This window comes from Aurantimonas sp. A3-2-R12, from assembly GCF_036016755.1.
Classification (GTDB): Bacteria; Pseudomonadota; Alphaproteobacteria; order Rhizobiales; family Rhizobiaceae; genus Aurantimonas; species Aurantimonas coralicida_A.
Map to the genome: position 1 here is coordinate 17,721 of NZ_JAYXIH010000034.1, position 14,709 is coordinate 32,429.

17 protein-coding genes are annotated in these 14,709 nt (G+C 64.3%); 10 read left to right on the top strand and 7 right to left on the bottom strand.

The annotated features are described in order from the left end of the window. Window positions 1–15: 15 nt before the first annotated feature. The 8 genes from VSX60_RS16325 (at window position 16) to VSX60_RS16360 (ending at window position 6,547) form a co-directional block, all read left to right on the top strand. Complete coding sequence (locus VSX60_RS16325; protein ID WP_327625318.1) at window positions 16–273, top strand: hypothetical protein; 258 nt, start codon at window positions 16–18, stop codon at window positions 271–273. Further along, window positions 270–950 (top strand): phosphoribosylformylglycinamidine synthase subunit PurQ, encoded by a 681-nt coding sequence (gene purQ / locus VSX60_RS16330; RefSeq protein ID WP_327625319.1) that lies wholly within the window; start codon window positions 270–272, stop codon window positions 948–950. The genes VSX60_RS16325 and purQ overlap by 4 nt, the downstream gene beginning before the upstream one ends. A gap of 20 nt (window positions 951–970) precedes the next feature. After that, window positions 971–1,363 carry a hypothetical protein gene (locus VSX60_RS16335; protein WP_442873115.1) on the top strand — a complete coding sequence of 131 codons (393 nt, stop codon included), beginning with the start codon at window positions 971–973 and terminating at the stop codon, window positions 1,361–1,363. Window positions 1,364–1,475: 112 nt separating this feature from the next. After that, entirely contained in the window at window positions 1,476–1,871 is a 396-nt protein-coding gene (locus VSX60_RS16340) for a hypothetical protein (protein ID WP_327625321.1), read from the top strand. A 176-nt stretch (window positions 1,872–2,047) separates the two neighbouring features. After that, entirely contained in the window at window positions 2,048–4,273 is a 2,226-nt protein-coding gene (purL, locus tag VSX60_RS16345) for a phosphoribosylformylglycinamidine synthase subunit PurL (RefSeq protein ID WP_327625322.1), read from the top strand. 97 nt (window positions 4,274–4,370) lie between these two features. Next, complete coding sequence (locus VSX60_RS16350; protein ID WP_327625323.1) at window positions 4,371–4,604, top strand: BolA family protein; 234 nt, start codon at window positions 4,371–4,373, stop codon at window positions 4,602–4,604. A gap of 145 nt (window positions 4,605–4,749) precedes the next feature. Next, on the top strand, window positions 4,750–5,097 hold the full coding sequence (gene grxD / locus VSX60_RS16355) for a Grx4 family monothiol glutaredoxin (protein ID WP_327625324.1): 348 nt from the start codon (window positions 4,750–4,752) through the stop codon (window positions 5,095–5,097). 172 nt (window positions 5,098–5,269) lie between these two features. Further along, a complete protein-coding gene (locus tag VSX60_RS16360; RefSeq protein ID WP_327625325.1) occupies window positions 5,270–6,547 on the top strand; it encodes a multidrug effflux MFS transporter in 1,278 nt (425 codons plus the stop codon). A 28-nt stretch (window positions 6,548–6,575) separates the two neighbouring features. Here VSX60_RS16360 and VSX60_RS16365 read toward each other — a convergent pair whose 3' ends face one another. The 4 genes from VSX60_RS16365 to VSX60_RS16380 all read right to left on the bottom strand — a co-directional run bounded on the left by VSX60_RS16365 (window position 6,576) and on the right by VSX60_RS16380 (window position 9,394). Continuing rightward, window positions 6,576–7,400 carry an inositol monophosphatase family protein gene (locus VSX60_RS16365; protein WP_327625326.1) on the bottom strand — a complete coding sequence of 275 codons (825 nt, stop codon included), beginning with the start codon at window positions 7,398–7,400 and terminating at the stop codon, window positions 6,576–6,578. Further along, a complete protein-coding gene (ttcA, locus tag VSX60_RS16370; protein ID WP_327625327.1) occupies window positions 7,397–8,293 on the bottom strand; it encodes a tRNA 2-thiocytidine(32) synthetase TtcA in 897 nt (298 codons plus the stop codon). The genes VSX60_RS16365 and ttcA overlap by 4 nt, the downstream gene beginning before the upstream one ends. A 102-nt stretch (window positions 8,294–8,395) precedes the next feature. After that, window positions 8,396–9,013 carry a 30S ribosomal protein S4 gene (gene rpsD / locus VSX60_RS16375; protein WP_327625351.1) on the bottom strand — a complete coding sequence of 206 codons (618 nt, stop codon included), beginning with the start codon at window positions 9,011–9,013 and terminating at the stop codon, window positions 8,396–8,398. Between the two features lie 222 nt (window positions 9,014–9,235). Continuing rightward, window positions 9,236–9,394 (bottom strand): YqaE/Pmp3 family membrane protein, encoded by a 159-nt coding sequence (locus VSX60_RS16380; RefSeq protein ID WP_206454445.1) that lies wholly within the window; start codon window positions 9,392–9,394, stop codon window positions 9,236–9,238. A gap of 153 nt (window positions 9,395–9,547) precedes the next feature. Between VSX60_RS16380 and VSX60_RS16385 the strand changes: the two genes are divergently transcribed. Continuing rightward, window positions 9,548–10,057, top strand: coding sequence for a hypothetical protein (locus tag VSX60_RS16385; protein ID WP_327625330.1), 510 nt, complete (start codon window positions 9,548–9,550; stop codon window positions 10,055–10,057). 19 nt (window positions 10,058–10,076) lie between these two features. Here VSX60_RS16385 and murI read toward each other — a convergent pair whose 3' ends face one another. The 3 genes from murI to VSX60_RS16400 form a co-directional block, all read right to left on the bottom strand. Beyond that, the gene (gene murI / locus VSX60_RS16390) at window positions 10,077–10,856 is read right to left on the bottom strand and encodes a glutamate racemase (RefSeq protein ID WP_327625331.1); all 780 of its coding nucleotides are present in this window, start codon (window positions 10,854–10,856) and stop codon (window positions 10,077–10,079) included. Further along, window positions 10,853–11,626: an RNA methyltransferase gene (locus VSX60_RS16395; RefSeq protein ID WP_327625333.1), complete on the bottom strand. Its 774-nt coding sequence runs from the start codon at window positions 11,624–11,626 to the stop codon at window positions 10,853–10,855. The genes murI and VSX60_RS16395 overlap by 4 nt, the downstream gene beginning before the upstream one ends. A gap of 89 nt (window positions 11,627–11,715) precedes the next feature. Next, on the bottom strand, window positions 11,716–13,194 hold the full coding sequence (locus VSX60_RS16400; protein WP_327625334.1) for a carboxylesterase/lipase family protein: 1,479 nt from the start codon (window positions 13,192–13,194) through the stop codon (window positions 11,716–11,718). Between the two features lie 179 nt (window positions 13,195–13,373). On the opposite strand from VSX60_RS16400, the gene VSX60_RS16405 reads away from it, so the two are divergent. Then, window positions 13,374–14,585: an NADP-dependent isocitrate dehydrogenase gene (locus VSX60_RS16405; RefSeq protein ID WP_327625335.1), complete on the top strand. Its 1,212-nt coding sequence runs from the start codon at window positions 13,374–13,376 to the stop codon at window positions 14,583–14,585. Window positions 14,586–14,709: the final 124 nt, after the last annotated feature.

Genomic DNA, 14,709 nt, shown 5'->3' on the forward strand with positions numbered 1-14,709 from the left:
CTCCGGAGCGGGGTGATGGCAGAGGTCACGAACGAGCTAGTATACGATCTGATGAAACGCTTTCACGAGCGGTTCGACAAGCTCGACCACGGGCTTGCGGAAGTGAAGCAGGAATTGATTTCGATACGCGGTCACTTTCTGTCCATGCAGACGGACATTCACAATATGTATGGCGTGCTCGTCCGTCACGACGACCGTCTCGAACGGATCGAGCGGCGTGTGGAGTTGTGCGAGATGGCCGAACCCCAGCGACCGTTTGATCATAATCCATGAACACAGCCGTCATCCTCCTCCCCGGCCTCAATCGCGACCGTGACATGATCGCGGCGCTGACCGCGATCACCGGCAAGGCGCCGCTCACGGTCTGGCAGACCGAGACGACGCTCCCCGACGTCGACCTGATCGTCGTCCCGGGCGGGTTCTCATTCGGCGATTATCTGCGCTGCGGCGCGATCGCCGCGCGCGCTCCGGTGATGCGCGCCGTCGCCGACGCGGCGGCCAAAGGCGTTCCGGTCCTCGGCGTCTGCAATGGGTTCCAGATCCTGTGCGAAGCAGGGCTCTTGCCCGGCGCCTTGATGCGCAACAATTCGCTGCGCTTCGTCTGCCGGGACGTGAAGCTGGAAGTCGTCAACGCCGCGACGCGCTTTACCGCCAATTATCGCCAGGGCCAGGTGATCCGCTGCCCGGTCGCCCATCATGACGGAAATTACTTCGCCGACGCGGACACGCTGGCGCGTCTCGAAGGCGAGAACCGGATCGTGTTCCGCTATGCCGAGGGGACCAATCCCAACGGCGCGATCCGCGACATCGCGGGCATCGTCAACGACGCCGGCAACGTCCTCGGCATGATGCCGCACCCGGAAAATCTCGTCGAGCCGGAGCACGGCGGCACCGACGGCCGCGCGATCTTCGAGGGCGCGCTCGGCATGACCGCGAGCGCCGCCGCGTGAGAGAAGCGCTCTTCGGACGAATGGCCGTCTTCGCGGCGTCGATATTCACGCTCGCCCTCGGCGCCTGTGCCACAGGCCCCACGGACCAGGACCAACCAGGCGCGACGGCCGATTCCGGCCTCGACCGCATGGAGCGGCTGGCGCTAGCGGCCAATCGCTGTTGGTTCAAGTCGGGCGATCCGGCCTTTGCCCGCTACAGCCTCGCGCCGGAACTCTCCTCCTTCTCCGGCCGGCCGCGCTTCCTGCTGGTGCCGCGCGGTCAGCTCGAAGCACGACCTTTGTTGGTCGTGGAAGCCCAGTCCGACTCGGCGAATGTCTCGGTCTACGGGCCGCTGATGAATGAGGCTCTCGCAAGCCGCATCGACACCGACCTCGCCCGTTGGCGCGCCGGCGCCAAGACGTGTTCGGCCTGATATGAGCGCGCTTCGCCGATCCGGCGCCCTTGGCGTCCTGCTTCTTGTGGCCGGCAGCCTCTCCGCCTGCGCCGCGACCAACGGAACCGCGTCCGGTCAGGCGTCACCTCCCGTGACGATCGCGGCAGCGTTCCCGACCCCCGCTGATGCAGAACCGGACAGGATAGCCCACCGAGCCGCCCCGTCGGCCGCGCCCGTTTCGGGCGGCAAGCTGACCCCGGCCGAGATCGCCTATGTGAACGGCACCGCTGCCGCAATTTATCGACGCCGCGCCGTCGAGCGCGCGACTTCGCTCGTGCCGACGGGCGAAGTCGGCGGATACGGGATTTGCGTGCGCTCGCCCGCGGCCAAGGGCGGTTACGACGTGGCGCTGGTGGTAATTGCCCGGCGCCTTTACGGCGAGCCGATCTCGCAAGTGGACGACGATACGGTCGTGCTGCGGCGGGCGGCCGATACGGGTGTCTGTCGCGCCACATCGATGACCTATGTCTCTGCCCGCGCCGGCTGAAATGAGCAGACCCGGCTCGCTGCCTCCATCCGACCCGCTCGGGCTTTTTCGACACTGCCGCAGATGGTAACAGGCCGACAGGCCAGAGCATCGAACCAGGAAGCGGAATCCGGTTCTTGGATCATTCCGAGGCTCAACCGAAATGTTAGAGCGCAGACCAACGCCCAGGACACGCCATGACCGCCGAGACCGACATCACCCCGGAGCTGATCGCGGCCCACGGACTGAAACCGGATGAATACGAGCGCGTGCTGTCGTTGATCGGCCGCGAGCCGACGATGACCGAACTCGGCATTTTCTCGGCCATGTGGAACGAGCATTGTTCCTACAAATCCTCCAAGCGCTGGCTGCGGACGCTACCGACCAAGGGGCCGCGCGTCATCCAGGGGCCGGGCGAGAATGCCGGCGTCGTCGATATCGGCGACGGCATGGCGGTGGTCTTCAAGATGGAGAGCCACAACCACCCCTCCTTCATCGAGCCCTATCAAGGGGCGGCGACCGGCGTCGGCGGCATTCTGCGCGATGTCTTCACCATGGGTGCGCGGCCGATCGCGGCGATGAACGCGCTGCGCTTCGGCGCGCCGGACCATTCCAAGACCCGTCATCTGGTCGCCGGAGTAGTCGCCGGCGTCGGCGGTTACGGCAATTCCTTCGGCGTGCCGACGGTCGGCGGCGAGGTCAATTTCCATCCCCGCTACAACGGCAATTGCCTGGTCAACGCCTTTGCGGCGGGCCTTGCCCGGACTGATTCGATCTTCCTGTCGGAAGCCAAGGGCGTTGGCCTTCCGGTCGTCTATCTCGGCGCCAAGACCGGCCGCGACGGCGTCGGCGGCGCGACCATGGCCTCGGCCGAATTCGACGAGAACATCGAGGAGAAGCGGCCGACCGTGCAGGTCGGCGATCCCTTCACCGAGAAATGCTTGCTCGAGGCCTGTCTGGAACTCATGCAGACCGGCGCCGTCATCGCCATCCAGGACATGGGCGCGGCGGGACTGACCTGCTCGGCCGTCGAGATGGGGGCCAAGGGCGGGCTCGGCATCGAGCTCGATCTCGATAAGGTGCCGGTGCGTGAGGCCGCGATGACGCCTTACGAGATGATGCTGTCGGAGAGCCAGGAACGCATGCTGATGGTGCTCGACCCCGACAAGCGCGAGGTGGCCGAGGCGATTTTCGTCAAATGGGGGCTCGATTTCGCGATCGTTGGCCGCACCACCGACGATCTGCGCTTCCGCATCCTGTTCGAGGGGCGCGAGGTCGGCAATTTGCCGATCAAGCAACTTGGTGACGAGGCGCCGGAATACGATCGCCCATGGATCGAGCCGAAGCCCGCGCAGGCGCTCCATGCCACGGAGATCGCCGAGCCGGCCAATTATGGCACCGCCCTGTTGTCGCTGCTCGGCTCGCCGGATCTGTGCTCGCGCCGCTGGGTGTTCGAGCAATACGACACGCTCATCCAGGGCAATTCGCTTCAGCGCCCCGGCGGCGACGCCGGCGTCGTGCGCGTCGACGGCCACCCGACCAAGGCGCTCGCCTTTTCCTCCGACGTCACGCCCCGCTATTGCGAGGCCGACCCGTTCCAGGGCGGCGCCCAGGCCGTCGCCGAGTGCTGGCGCAACCTCACCGCCGTCGGCGCCGAGCCGTTGGCGGCAACCGACAACCTCAATTTCGGCAATCCGGAAAAGCCGGAACTGATGGGTCAGTTCGTCAAGGCCGTCGAGGGCATCGGCGCGGCCTGCGAGGCCCTCGCCTTCCCGATCGTCTCCGGCAATGTCTCGCTCTACAACGAGACCAACGGCGAGGCGATCCTGCCGACCCCGACCATCGGTGGCGTCGGGCTGATCGATGACCGCGCCAGGACCGCCCGCGTCGGCGGCCTGAAGGAGGACGACATCCTGTTCCTCGTCGGCCGGGACGGCTCCCATCTCGGCGCGACGATTTATCTGCGTGAGATCGAGGGGCGCGAAGCCGGCGCGCCGCCACCGGTGGACCTTGCCGAGGAAAAGCGCAACGGCGACTTCGTTCGCGGCCTGATCCGCTCCGGCCACGTCGCGACCTGCCACGATCTGTCGGATGGCGGTCTCGCGGTCGCGGTCGCGGAAATGTGCATGGCCTCCGATCGCGGCGTCAGGATCGACGCCGGCAGCGGAGCCGGCCATGCGCTGCTCTTCGGCGAGGATCAGGCCCGCTATGTCGTGGCGGTCGCAGCGGACGTCGCCGAAGCGATCGAGGCCGAGGCTGCGGAAGCCAGCGTGCCTCTGCGCCGGCTCGGCGTGGCTGGCGGCTCCCGGTTGGTCATCGACGGTCGGCTCGATCTGTCCGTAGCGGCGTTGACGATCGCGCACGAATCCTGGTTCCCGTCCTACATGTCGGGCGAGATCATCGAACCGGCCGCCGCCGCCTGAGCGAGAGACGGCACCCGCCCCGATTGATTGCGCCCGGTGCGATCCCTATCATCCCACAAGGTTCGCGATTCCGGACGCCGGACCAAGGAGACCCGTCATGCCCATGAACGCCAGCGACATCGAGAGGATGATCAAGAGCGATATCCCCGATGCTGAGGTGACGATCCGTGATCTGGCCGGCGACGGCGACCACTACGCCGCGGAGATCGTCTCGGAGAGCTTTCGCGGCAAGTCCCGGGTGCAGCAGCATCAAATGGTCTATAAGGCCTTGCAGGGCAACATGGGCGGGGAACTCCACGCCCTCGCCCTACAAACCAGCGCGCCGAAGTAGTATGTTGGCGAGATGAGCGAGATCGACGATACAGTTGCGGACAATTTGTCGAGCCGCACGCTCGCCTATCTGCGCCTATTTGACAGCCGGATGGTCAGCATCGAAAAGCCGCTCTCCTCCCCACATTCATAAGTTAGGAAATGCCATGACCGCCATTAACGAATGGATCGCCAACGAGGTGAAGACGAACGACGTCGTCGTCTTCATGAAGGGCACACCCGCTTTCCCGCAATGCGGGTTTTCCGGTCAGATCGTCCAGATGCTCGACTATCTGGGCGTCGAGTATAAGGGCGTGAACGTCCTTTCGTCCGACGATCTGCGTCAGGGCATCAAGGATTACGGCGATTGGCCGACGATTCCCCAGCTCTACGTCAAGGGCGAGTTCGTCGGCGGCTGCGACATCGTCCGCGAGATGTTCCAGACCGGCGAGCTTCAGACCTTCTTCGGAGAGAACGGCGTGGCAACGACCGCACCGGCCGCCGCCAACGGCTAGGCCGACCTTCGGCTCGTCTCTTTTGCGGACCTCTGATGGCCCGTGCGTTCCGGCGCGCGGGCTTCTATGTTGACGGACCGTTTCCATCCGCAGCCGATCGCAAATGATAAGTATGGCTTGTAATTTCGCGAATCGGGGATAGATCTCCGCGTGCTCCTTCGAGAGGCCGGCAATGTCCAACGCGTCCATGAACGATCAAACGCGCGGGCTCCCCTATTGGGAGCTGGTGACGATGATTGCCTGCCTGATGGCATTGAACGCGGCGGCGATCGACATTTTTATCCCGGCATTGCAGGAGATGGGGTCGGCGCTTGGGGTCGCTGACGCGAACCAACGCCAGCTGGTGATTACCGCCTACATCCTCGGTTTCGGCGGCGCCCAGATCGTCTATGGCACGCTCTCCGACCGGTTTGGGCGACGCCCCATCCTGTTTTTCGGCCTTGGGGTCTATGTCGTTGCTTCGGTGGCGGCCATTTTCGCGCCGGACTTCGAGACGGTTCTTGCGCTACGGGCGATCCAGGGCGTCGGCGCGGCGGCGACGCGCGTGATCGCGGTCTCGGTGGTCCGCGATTGTTTCAACGGCCGGCGTATGGCCAGCGTCATGTCGCTGGTGATGATGGTGTTCATGGCCGTGCCGGTGATCGCCCCGAACATCGGCCAGTTGATCATGCTGTTCGGAGACTGGCGCGAGATCTTCCTGGCGATCGGTGTCTTCGGCGTCTTCGTCGCGATCTGGACGGCCATCCGCCTACCCGAGACGCTGCACCCCGAGAACCGACGGGAACTGACCGGCAGGCGCATCCTCGAGGCGTTTCGGATCGTCCTGACCAACCGGGTCGCCTTCGGCTACACGGTTGCGACGGCGTTGATCTTCGGCGTGTTGTTCGGTTTTCTCAACCAGGCCGAACAGCTTTACACGGAGGTCTATGGCCTCGGCCCGACCTTCACTCTCGTCTTCGCCGCGACGGCGGTGTTCATGGCCCTCGCATCTTTTCTCAACGCGCGATTGGTCGAAAAGCTTGGAATGCGCCGCCTCTCCCACGGAGCCCTGATCGGCTTCCTGCTCCTGGCGGTCATTCATCTCGTCGTTGCCTATTCCATGGGGGGCGCTGCCCCGTTCTGGTTCTTCGTTCCGGTTCTGACCGTGAATTTCTGTCTGTTCGGCTTCATCGGCACGAACTTCAACGCGCTGGCCATGGATCCGCTCGGCCATGTGGCGGGAACGGCCTCGTCGGTTCTTGGCTTCGTGCAGACGTTCGGCGGCGGCCTGTTCGGCGCGATAATCGGCTATGTCTACGATGGCACCGTGGTCCCGATCCTGATCGGCTTCACGATCTTGTCGATCGCCGCTCTCGTTTCGGTCTTGCTGGCCGAGGGTCGGCTGTTCGAGGCCAAGAACGCACCCGCGCCTCGCGCAAGCGAAGCGCTTCGTCAGAACCCCGCCGAATAAACTTACAGCAGGGAGGGAGGCAGCGAGCCTAAACGGGCAGCAGCCCGTTCCGGACATCCCGCCAGAGGCCAGGATCGCACGCCGCTATCAGCGAGCCGTCGCGGTCCCTCGGCGTATAGGATGAGCCGTCGGCCTTGGCGACATGCCCACCCGCCTCGGCGACCAGCAGGCATCCGGCCAGATGGTCCCACGGCATCAGCTTGGCATAGAGCGAGAAATGCGTCCCGCCCGAAGCGAGCAGGCGATACTCGTGCCCCGCGCAGCGATAGTTGCCGACGATCTTCACCGCTCCGAGGCGGGGCAACAAGGCCGCCTTCTCGTCGGCGGGAAAATGGGTCGCGCTGACGCAGCCGACAGCATCGGCCAGCGCGACGGGCTTTGCCACGCTGAGCGGTTGCGTCTCTCCCGAAGGCGTTTTGCGCACAGCGCCCGCCCCCTTCTCCGCCAGCATGAAGTCATCGCCCAGCGGATCGTAGATGATGCCGCCGACGGTTTCGCCCTTTGCCACCACCGCAGCCATGACAGCGAATAGCGGAAGACCAGCGGCGAAGTTGGCCGTCCCGTCGATCGGGTCGACGACGATCGCCAGATCGACACCGTCAAGCTGATCGAGAAGGCCGGTATTCGCGGCGACCGATTCCTCGCCGACGAACAGCGCGCCAGGAGCAAGCGCACCGCATTCGCGCGCGATGAAGCGTTCCGCCGCCTCGTCGGCTTCCGTCACGAGATCGGTCGCCGATGTCTTTTCGCGGATGTCGGCGTCGGACAGATTGCGAAAGCGTGGCATGATTTCGGCCTTGGCGGCAGCGCGCAGGATCTCGGCCAGGCGGTCGATGTTGACGGAACGGGTCATGAGTCTCGGCTTTCGGACGAAGGAGAAAGAGAGGCGAAATCGAACAGCGACGGATCGAGCAGGTGCCCGGCCCGCACGTTCGACAGCGCCCGCATCATCACCTGCTTGCGGCCGGGAAACCGCTGCTCCAGGTCGGCGAGCATCTGTTTTGTGACATTGCGCTGTAGCCCGTCCTGGCTGCCGCAGAGATCGCAGGGGATGATCGGAAACGCCATGGCGGCGGAGAATTTTGCTATATCCTCCTCGGCCGACCGGATGAGCGGGCGCAGGACGAGAAGGTCGCCATCATCGTTGAGAAGCTTGCCGGGCATGGCCGAGAGCCGGCCGCCATGAAACAGGTTCATGAAGAAGGTTTCGAGGCAGTCGTCCCGGTGATGGCCGAGAACCAGTGCCTCGCAACCTTCCTCGCGCGCTATGCGATAGAGATTGCCGCGCCGCAGCCGCGAACACAGCGCGCAATAGGTGGCGCCCTCCGGCACCTTTTCGGTCACGACCGAATAGGTGTCGCGATATTCGATCCTGTGCACGATGCCGAAGCGGGTCAGGAAATCCGGCAGGACGTGCTTGGGAAAGTTCGGCTGGCCCTGATCGAGATTGCAGGCCAGAAGATCGACCGGCAGCAGGCCGCGCCATTTGAGGTCGTGCAGCAGCGCCAGCAGCGCGTAGGAATCCTTGCCGCCGGAAATACCAACGAGCCAGCGGGCGCCGGGCCGCGCCATGGCGCACTGCGTGATCGTTTCGCGCATTTCACGCAACAGGCGCTTGCGCAGTTTCTTGAAACCGACTGACGACGGCACGTCGCGAAACAGCGGATGGACGCCCCCGGCGTCGCTCTCCGGCTCGCCGACTTCGTCAGTCAGATCAGCGGCGTCGCGGCGATCTTCCTCCAGCATCATCGTCCCTTCCCCGTTTCGCCTCCGTCTAAACGGCGACGTCGCAAAACAAAAGGCCGCCCCGAGGGACGGCCTTCGCATTCGTAACGGATCGAACGGCTATCAGCGCGAGTAGAACTCGACGACCAGGTTCGGCTCCATCTGCACCGGATACGGCACATCGTGGAGGCCCGGCACACGCTGGTAGGTCGCGACCATTTTCTGATGATCGACCTCGATATATTCCGGCACGTCGCGCTCGGCGAGCTGGATCGACTCGAGCACGATGGCCAACTGCTTTGATTTCGGCCGCACCTCGATCACGTCGCCCGGTTTGCAGACGTAGGACTGGATGTTCGTGCGCCGGCCGTTGACGTTGACATGACCATGGTTGACGAACTGGCGTGCCGCAAAGACCGTTGCGACGAATTTCGAGCGATAGACGACGGCGTCGAGCCGGCTCTCCAGGAGGCCGATCAGGTTCTCGGAGGTGTCGCCACGACGGCGTGCGGCCTCTTCGTAGATCTTGCGGAACTGCTTTTCCGAAACGTCGCCGTAATAGCCCTTGAGCTTCTGCTTGGCGCGCAGCTGCACGCCGAAGTCGGAGACCTTGCCCTTGCGGCGCTGGCCGTGCTGGCCCGGCCCGTACTGACGGCGGTTGACCGGGGACTTGGGGCGTCCCCAGATGTTTTCGCCCATGCGGCGATCGATTTTGTATTTCGCTGATGCGCGCTTGCTCATCGCATTTCCTTCAATAGCAACGAAGCCCGGCAGACCGTCCGCGGGCTTCAAGGAAACGCGCCCTCCTCTGCCCGCCATTTTCGCGGACTGACAGGACGGCATGGGCACGAGGCGATGCCGTCCACGGGACACGTCAAAAACCGGCTGGAACGGATCCCAACCGGATGAGTGCTTCCTAATGGCCGGCCGCATGGGTGTCAACGCCCCCTACGAAGACCGACCTCAGTACTTCGCGATGACCCAGATGGCGTGGATGATGCCGGGGATGTAACCAAACAGAGTCAGGAGGACGTTGATCCAAAAATGCTTGCCCAGGCCCACCTGCAGAAAGACGCCGAGCGGCGGCAGGAGGATGGCGACGATGATGCGGATGATATCCATGTGCGGTCAAGCCTTCGTGAGTGTGTTGACGGACCAACGCCAACGGCGCGAGGTCGTTCCCCTCGGCACGGTTTTGCGGCGCAATTCGTCATCAATCGGCCGCAACGGCTCGCCAAAGCTGGGCCGCTGACCAGCCAAAGAAACGGATCCGCCATGAAGCCCCTGATGTTCCCGTCGACCGCTGCGTTTCTGACCGTTTCGGTCCTCGCGGGCGCGGCCCAGCCCGCCGACTATTTCGCCCGCTACGATGGTGGCTGGACCGGCGGCGGTTCGGTGAAGGTGGAGCAACTCCCGCGACCGAACAATGTGAGTTGCAAGGTCGCGGGCAGCCGCGGCAGCAAGACCTCGTTCTCGTTGGCTGGAACCTGCCGGGCCATGCTGATCATGAGTCGGACGATCGGCGCCGACCTCAAACTCGATCCGGCGACCGGCACCTATTCGGGAACCTATACGGGCTCATCCAGCGGCCCGGCCCGCCTCGTCGGCAAGCTGAAGGGCGATACGCTCGATCTCAGGGTGACCTGGGGCCGCGTCATCTACGATGACAACACGGCGCGGATGCTGATCAAGAACCCTGACGGAGAGTCCTTCCGGATGCAGGTCGTGGAAAAGATCGACGGCAAGGCAGTGACGGTCTCGGATCTTACCTTTCAGCGCGGCTGATTTCAGCCTGCGGAACGGCTCACAGCGCCAGTCCGAATCCGTGAATCAGTCGCCGGGTCGCGTGGTCTGGCGCGCCGGAGGTGAAGACCGCATGGTCGAAGCCCTCCGGCAGTTCAGCCGTAACGGCCGCGCCTGACACCTTGAATGCTTGCCGCGCGATCGCCTCGGCGGGGTCGAGCCAGTCGACCGGCCATGGGGCCAGCTTGCGGAATATGTTGGCCAGAAACGGATAGTGCGTGCAAGCAAGGACGACAATGTCGGTGCGCCGTCCGTCCCGCTCGACAAAGCACTCGGCGATCTCGCCCCATAGGGCTTTTCCGTCGACCGCCTGCCCCCGGATATGGCTTTCCGCCATACCGGCCAGCTTCTGGGAGCCGACCAGCGTCACCTCGCATTGACGCGCGAAATTGTCGATCAGGCCGCGCGTATAGTCGCGCCGCACCGTGCCTGGGGTCGCAAGCACGCTGACGAGGCCCGAACGGGTGCGCTCGGCCGCCGGCTTGATAGCGGGCACGGTGCCGACGAAAGGAATGGAGAAGCGTTCCCGCAACTCCGGCAGCAGCAGCGTCGAAGCCGTATTGCAGGCGATGACGGCGGCGGTGGGCCGGTGGGTCGCGATCAACTCCGCGAAAAGGCCCGAGACGCGCTGAACCAGTGGCGCCTCCTCCCAATCGCCATAGGGAAAGCCCGCGTCGTCGACGACATAGACGAAACGGCGATCCGGCATGACGGTTCTCAGCTCTCGCAGAACCGTCAGGCCGCCGATGCCGGAATCGAAGACCAGAATGGGATCGCTCATTTCGCGCCCTCTCCCCGTGCGATGGCGAAATCGAACGCCTTGACGACACCGCGCAGGGTCCGCACTTCGGGTTCGGAAAAGCCGGCCTTGGTCAGCATGGTGCGAAGGTTCTGGACGAACACCTCGCGCTTTTCGGGCGGATGGAAATATCCCGTCTTGGCCAGCGAGGATTCCAGGTGTCCGAACAGCCCGTGAAGATCGGCTTTCTTCGCCGCCGGGGCCTCGGGCGCGGCGAAGCGCGGCTTGGCCGGATCGTCCGTGCCCGCCATGCGCCATGCATAGCTCATCAACAGCACGGCTTGGGCGATATTGAGCGAGGCAAACGCCGGATCGACCGGAAATGTCACGATCTCGTCGGCGAGCCCGACCTCTTCGTTCGACAGTCCGAAACGCTCCCGGCCAAACAGGATACCGGCGGGCTGGCCGGCACCGATTCGCGCCCGCAATTCGCCCGCCGCCGTCTCCGGCCCCCGCACCGGCTTGAAGCTGTCGCGCGCCCGCGCCGTCGTGGCGAGGATGAACGTCAGATCGGCCACCGCCGCCTCGACCGAATCGAACAGACAGACGGCGTCGATAACGTGGTCGGCACGGGACGCCGCGGCCCTTGCCTTGTCGCTCGGCCAGCCGTCGCGCGGCTTGACCAGGCGCAGATCGACGAGACCGAAATTCGCCATGGCCCGCGCGACCATGCCGATGTTTTCGCCGAGCTGCGGCTCGACGAGGACGATCACCGGTCCTGGTTCCGGCGTGGGAGGGGTGCGGGCGGGCATCAAATTCGCGATCCTTCTTGCCGCACGGCTGATAGCGCGCTCCTTCCGCCCCGCCAAGTCGTGGCGCGATTTTGCCGGCCTGCGATCGCTCAAAACGTATAGCCGTCGACCCCCTGCCACGCGACGCGGCGGACACGATCGGGATCGGACAGCACACGATCGCGGAGCGCGAAGATTTTCGTCTCGCGGGTGTCGGCATCATAGGCGGGCCAGTCTTCGCCCGGTCGGCCTTGGTTGACGAAGCGCATCCAGTGGCTCCGCATTCGCTCGGCCAGCGCTCGGCGCCGAGGGTCCGGCAGAATGCCGAGATAAACGGCGCGAAACGGCTTGAGAAAGTCCTCGAAGAGGAGCGGCAGATCGAGCGAATGCGTCGCGCCAAGGCGCGACATCAGGCCCTTTGCCTCCCAGTCGAGACGATACATGAAGGTCGGCGCGCGGCTCGAATGAACATCGGCCTGGTGGATCGCCGCCATCCGAAACAGGAGATCGGTGCCGAAGCCAATCCGCCCGCCCCGGTCGTCCGAATAAAGTCGGGAGATGCGGCGCGCCGTCTCGGCCCCGGCCGCGCTTTCGACCCACTCGGCCAGTGCCGCCTTGCCGCTGTCGATGCGGAACATCGACAATTCGCTGAAAAGCGAGAATTCGTCGCGGTTCGTCCCGATCAGCACCGGCACCGGCCTCATCGCGCCATAGAGCGCCGGCAGGCTCGTCTCGGGAAGCTCGGCGCCATCGAGATACGGGCGGGACAAGATCCCGGTGTGCTTGTCCGCCAGAGATCGCGTGGCCACGGCGAAGGCGTCGTGATCTAGCCGAAAGAGCCGTTCCGGATCCCCTTTCGGCGACACGATCCGCAGAACGTCCCGGCTCACCTCCATTGCCCGGTCGCGCGTGTAGAAGAGGTTCAGCGTTCCGGACTGCAGGATCGCTTGGGCATAGAGCGGCTGGGAGCGATGGGCGACGAGGTGGAACGCGACGGACGCCGCGCCGGCCGACTCGCCGGCGATGGTGACGCGGTCGGGATCGCCGCCGAAGGCCGCGATATTGTCCCGCACCCATTCAAGTGCCAGTCGCTGATCCAGAAGGCCGGCGTTGGCGGCGAAGCGATCGTCGCCCGGAAAGATCTCGGCAAAGGCATTGAAGCCAAAGAAGCCCAGGCGGTAGTTCAACGTCACCACAACGATGTCGCCGCGACGAGCGAGATCGTCGCCGGGATATTGCGCGCCCGCGCCGATGATGAAACCACCACCATGGATGAAGACCAAAACAGGTCTTCGCCCGGTTATGTCCGGCGTCCAGACATGCAGATTGAGGCAGCTCTCACTGAAGGAACGCGTCACTGGGGAGAGCCTGGCGAACGGCTCCGGCAGCGATCGGCGCTGCGGCGCGGCCGGCCCGTAACCGTCCGCGTGAAAAATAGCCGCGAAGCGCCGGGCGGGTTTGGGGGCGGCGAAGCGGGCCCGGCCAACCGGCGGCTCGGCATAGGGAATGCCGCGGAATCCGGCAATGCCGTTCTCCTCGATGCCGCGCACCGGCCCGCAGGGCGCCTCGACGAGAACCGACTTCGGCATATGCGACTCCTGGTAATTCAATATCCGCCCGCCCGGTAGTGCCAGCAAAACGGCCACGCTGCTTTGCGCCGGCGGGTGCCGGTGCTATAGGGCGCGCTGAGCTTCGGGAAGCGGCCCCGCTTCCTTTCGTCACCTGCGCGGCCCATCAGGCCGCCGATTTGTTTTCAAGGAAGGCGCCGATGGCAAAGATCAAGGTCGACAATCCGGTCGTGGAACTCGACGGCGACGAGATGACTCGGATCATCTGGCATTTCATCAAGGAAAAGCTGATCCACCCCTATCTGGACATCGACCTGAAATATTACGATCTCGGCGTCGAGCATCGCGACGCGACGGACGACCAGGTGACGATCGACGCGGCCAATGCGATCAAGCAATATGGCGTCGGCGTGAAATGCGCCACGATCACCCCGGATCAGGGCCGGGTGAGCGAATTCAATCTGAAGAAGATGTGGCGCTCACCGAACGGCACCATTCGCAACATCCTCGGCGGCGTCATCTTCCGCGAGCCGATCATCGCCAAGAATGTGCCGCGCCTCGTACCCGGCTGGACCAAGCCGATCATCATCGGCCGCCATGCCTATGGCGACCAGTACCGCGCGACGGACTTCAGGTTTCCGGGCAAGGGCAAGCTGACGATCAAATTCGTCGGCGAGGACGGCGAGACGATCGAGCACGAGGTCTTCGACGCGCCGAGTTCCGGCATTGCCCTGGCGATGTACAATCTCGACGATTCGATCCGCGATTTCGCCCGCGCGTCGTTGAATTACGGCCTGCAGCGCGGCTACCCCGTCTACCTCTCCACCAAGGACACGATCCTCAAGCAGTATGACGGCCGCTTCAAGGATATCTTCCAGGAGATTTTCGACGCAGAGTTCAAGACCGAGTTCGACGCCAAGGGCATCGTCTATGAGCATCGCCTGATCGACGACATGGTGGCATCGTCGATGAAGTGGTCCGGCGGCTACGTCTGGGCCTGCAAGAACTACGACGGCGACGTCCAGTCCGACACGGTCGCGCAGGGCTTCGGCTCGCTCGGCCTGATGACCTCCGTGCTGATGACCCCCGATGGCAAGACCGTCGAGGCGGAAGCCGCGCACGGCACAGTGACGCGGCACTATCGCCAGCATCAAAAGGGCCAGGAGACCTCGACGAACTCGATCGCCTCGATCTTCGCCTGGACGCGCGGCCTCGCGCACCGGGCCAAGCTCGACGACAACGCCGAGTTGAAGCGCTTCGCCGACACGCTGGAAAAGGTCTGCATCTCCACCGTCGAAAGCGGCTTCATGACCAAGGATCTGGCGCTGCTGATAGGCCCTGACCAGCCCTGGCTGTCGACCACCGGTTTCCTCGACAAGATCGACGAGAACCTGCAGAAGGCGATGGCCTGAGCGCCAGCGTCACGCGCAAATAGAAAAAGGGGAGCGGCCGGGCCGCTCCCCTTTTTCATGCTGTCCGCTCGTTAGCGCCAGCGCTGGGCCAATGTCGACGCAACCCGATCTCCGTCGATCGGGT

What these genes read in the sequence shown, in the direction of transcription:
- VSX60_RS16395 (WP_327625333.1), bottom strand. Translation starts at nt 11,626, where the DNA reads ATGCCCGCCCGCACCCCTCCCACGCCGGAACCAGGACCGGTGATCGTC.
- VSX60_RS16335 (WP_442873115.1), top strand. Translation starts at nt 971, where the DNA reads ATGGCCGTCTTCGCGGCGTCGATATTCACGCTCGCCCTCGGCGCCTGT.
- VSX60_RS16385 (WP_327625330.1), top strand. Translation starts at nt 9,548, where the DNA reads ATGAAGCCCCTGATGTTCCCGTCGACCGCTGCGTTTCTGACCGTTTCG.
- VSX60_RS16325 (WP_327625318.1), top strand. Translation starts at nt 16, where the DNA reads ATGGCAGAGGTCACGAACGAGCTAGTATACGATCTGATGAAACGCTTT.
- VSX60_RS16405 (WP_327625335.1), top strand. Translation starts at nt 13,374, where the DNA reads ATGGCAAAGATCAAGGTCGACAATCCGGTCGTGGAACTCGACGGCGAC.
- VSX60_RS16400 (WP_327625334.1), bottom strand. Translation starts at nt 13,194, where the DNA reads ATGCCGAAGTCGGTTCTCGTCGAGGCGCCCTGCGGGCCGGTGCGCGGC.
- purQ (WP_327625319.1), top strand. Translation starts at nt 270, where the DNA reads ATGAACACAGCCGTCATCCTCCTCCCCGGCCTCAATCGCGACCGTGAC.
- grxD (WP_327625324.1), top strand. Translation starts at nt 4,750, where the DNA reads ATGACCGCCATTAACGAATGGATCGCCAACGAGGTGAAGACGAACGAC.
- VSX60_RS16350 (WP_327625323.1), top strand. Translation starts at nt 4,371, where the DNA reads ATGCCCATGAACGCCAGCGACATCGAGAGGATGATCAAGAGCGATATC.
- murI (WP_327625331.1), bottom strand. Translation starts at nt 10,856, where the DNA reads ATGAGCGATCCCATTCTGGTCTTCGATTCCGGCATCGGCGGCCTGACG.
- VSX60_RS16380 (WP_206454445.1), bottom strand. Translation starts at nt 9,394, where the DNA reads ATGGATATCATCCGCATCATCGTCGCCATCCTCCTGCCGCCGCTCGGC.
- ttcA (WP_327625327.1), bottom strand. Translation starts at nt 8,293, where the DNA reads ATGCTGGAGGAAGATCGCCGCGACGCCGCTGATCTGACTGACGAAGTC.
- VSX60_RS16360 (WP_327625325.1), top strand. Translation starts at nt 5,270, where the DNA reads ATGTCCAACGCGTCCATGAACGATCAAACGCGCGGGCTCCCCTATTGG.
- VSX60_RS16365 (WP_327625326.1), bottom strand. Translation starts at nt 7,400, where the DNA reads ATGACCCGTTCCGTCAACATCGACCGCCTGGCCGAGATCCTGCGCGCT.
- purL (WP_327625322.1), top strand. Translation starts at nt 2,048, where the DNA reads ATGACCGCCGAGACCGACATCACCCCGGAGCTGATCGCGGCCCACGGA.
- rpsD (WP_327625351.1), bottom strand. Translation starts at nt 9,013, where the DNA reads ATGAGCAAGCGCGCATCAGCGAAATACAAAATCGATCGCCGCATGGGC.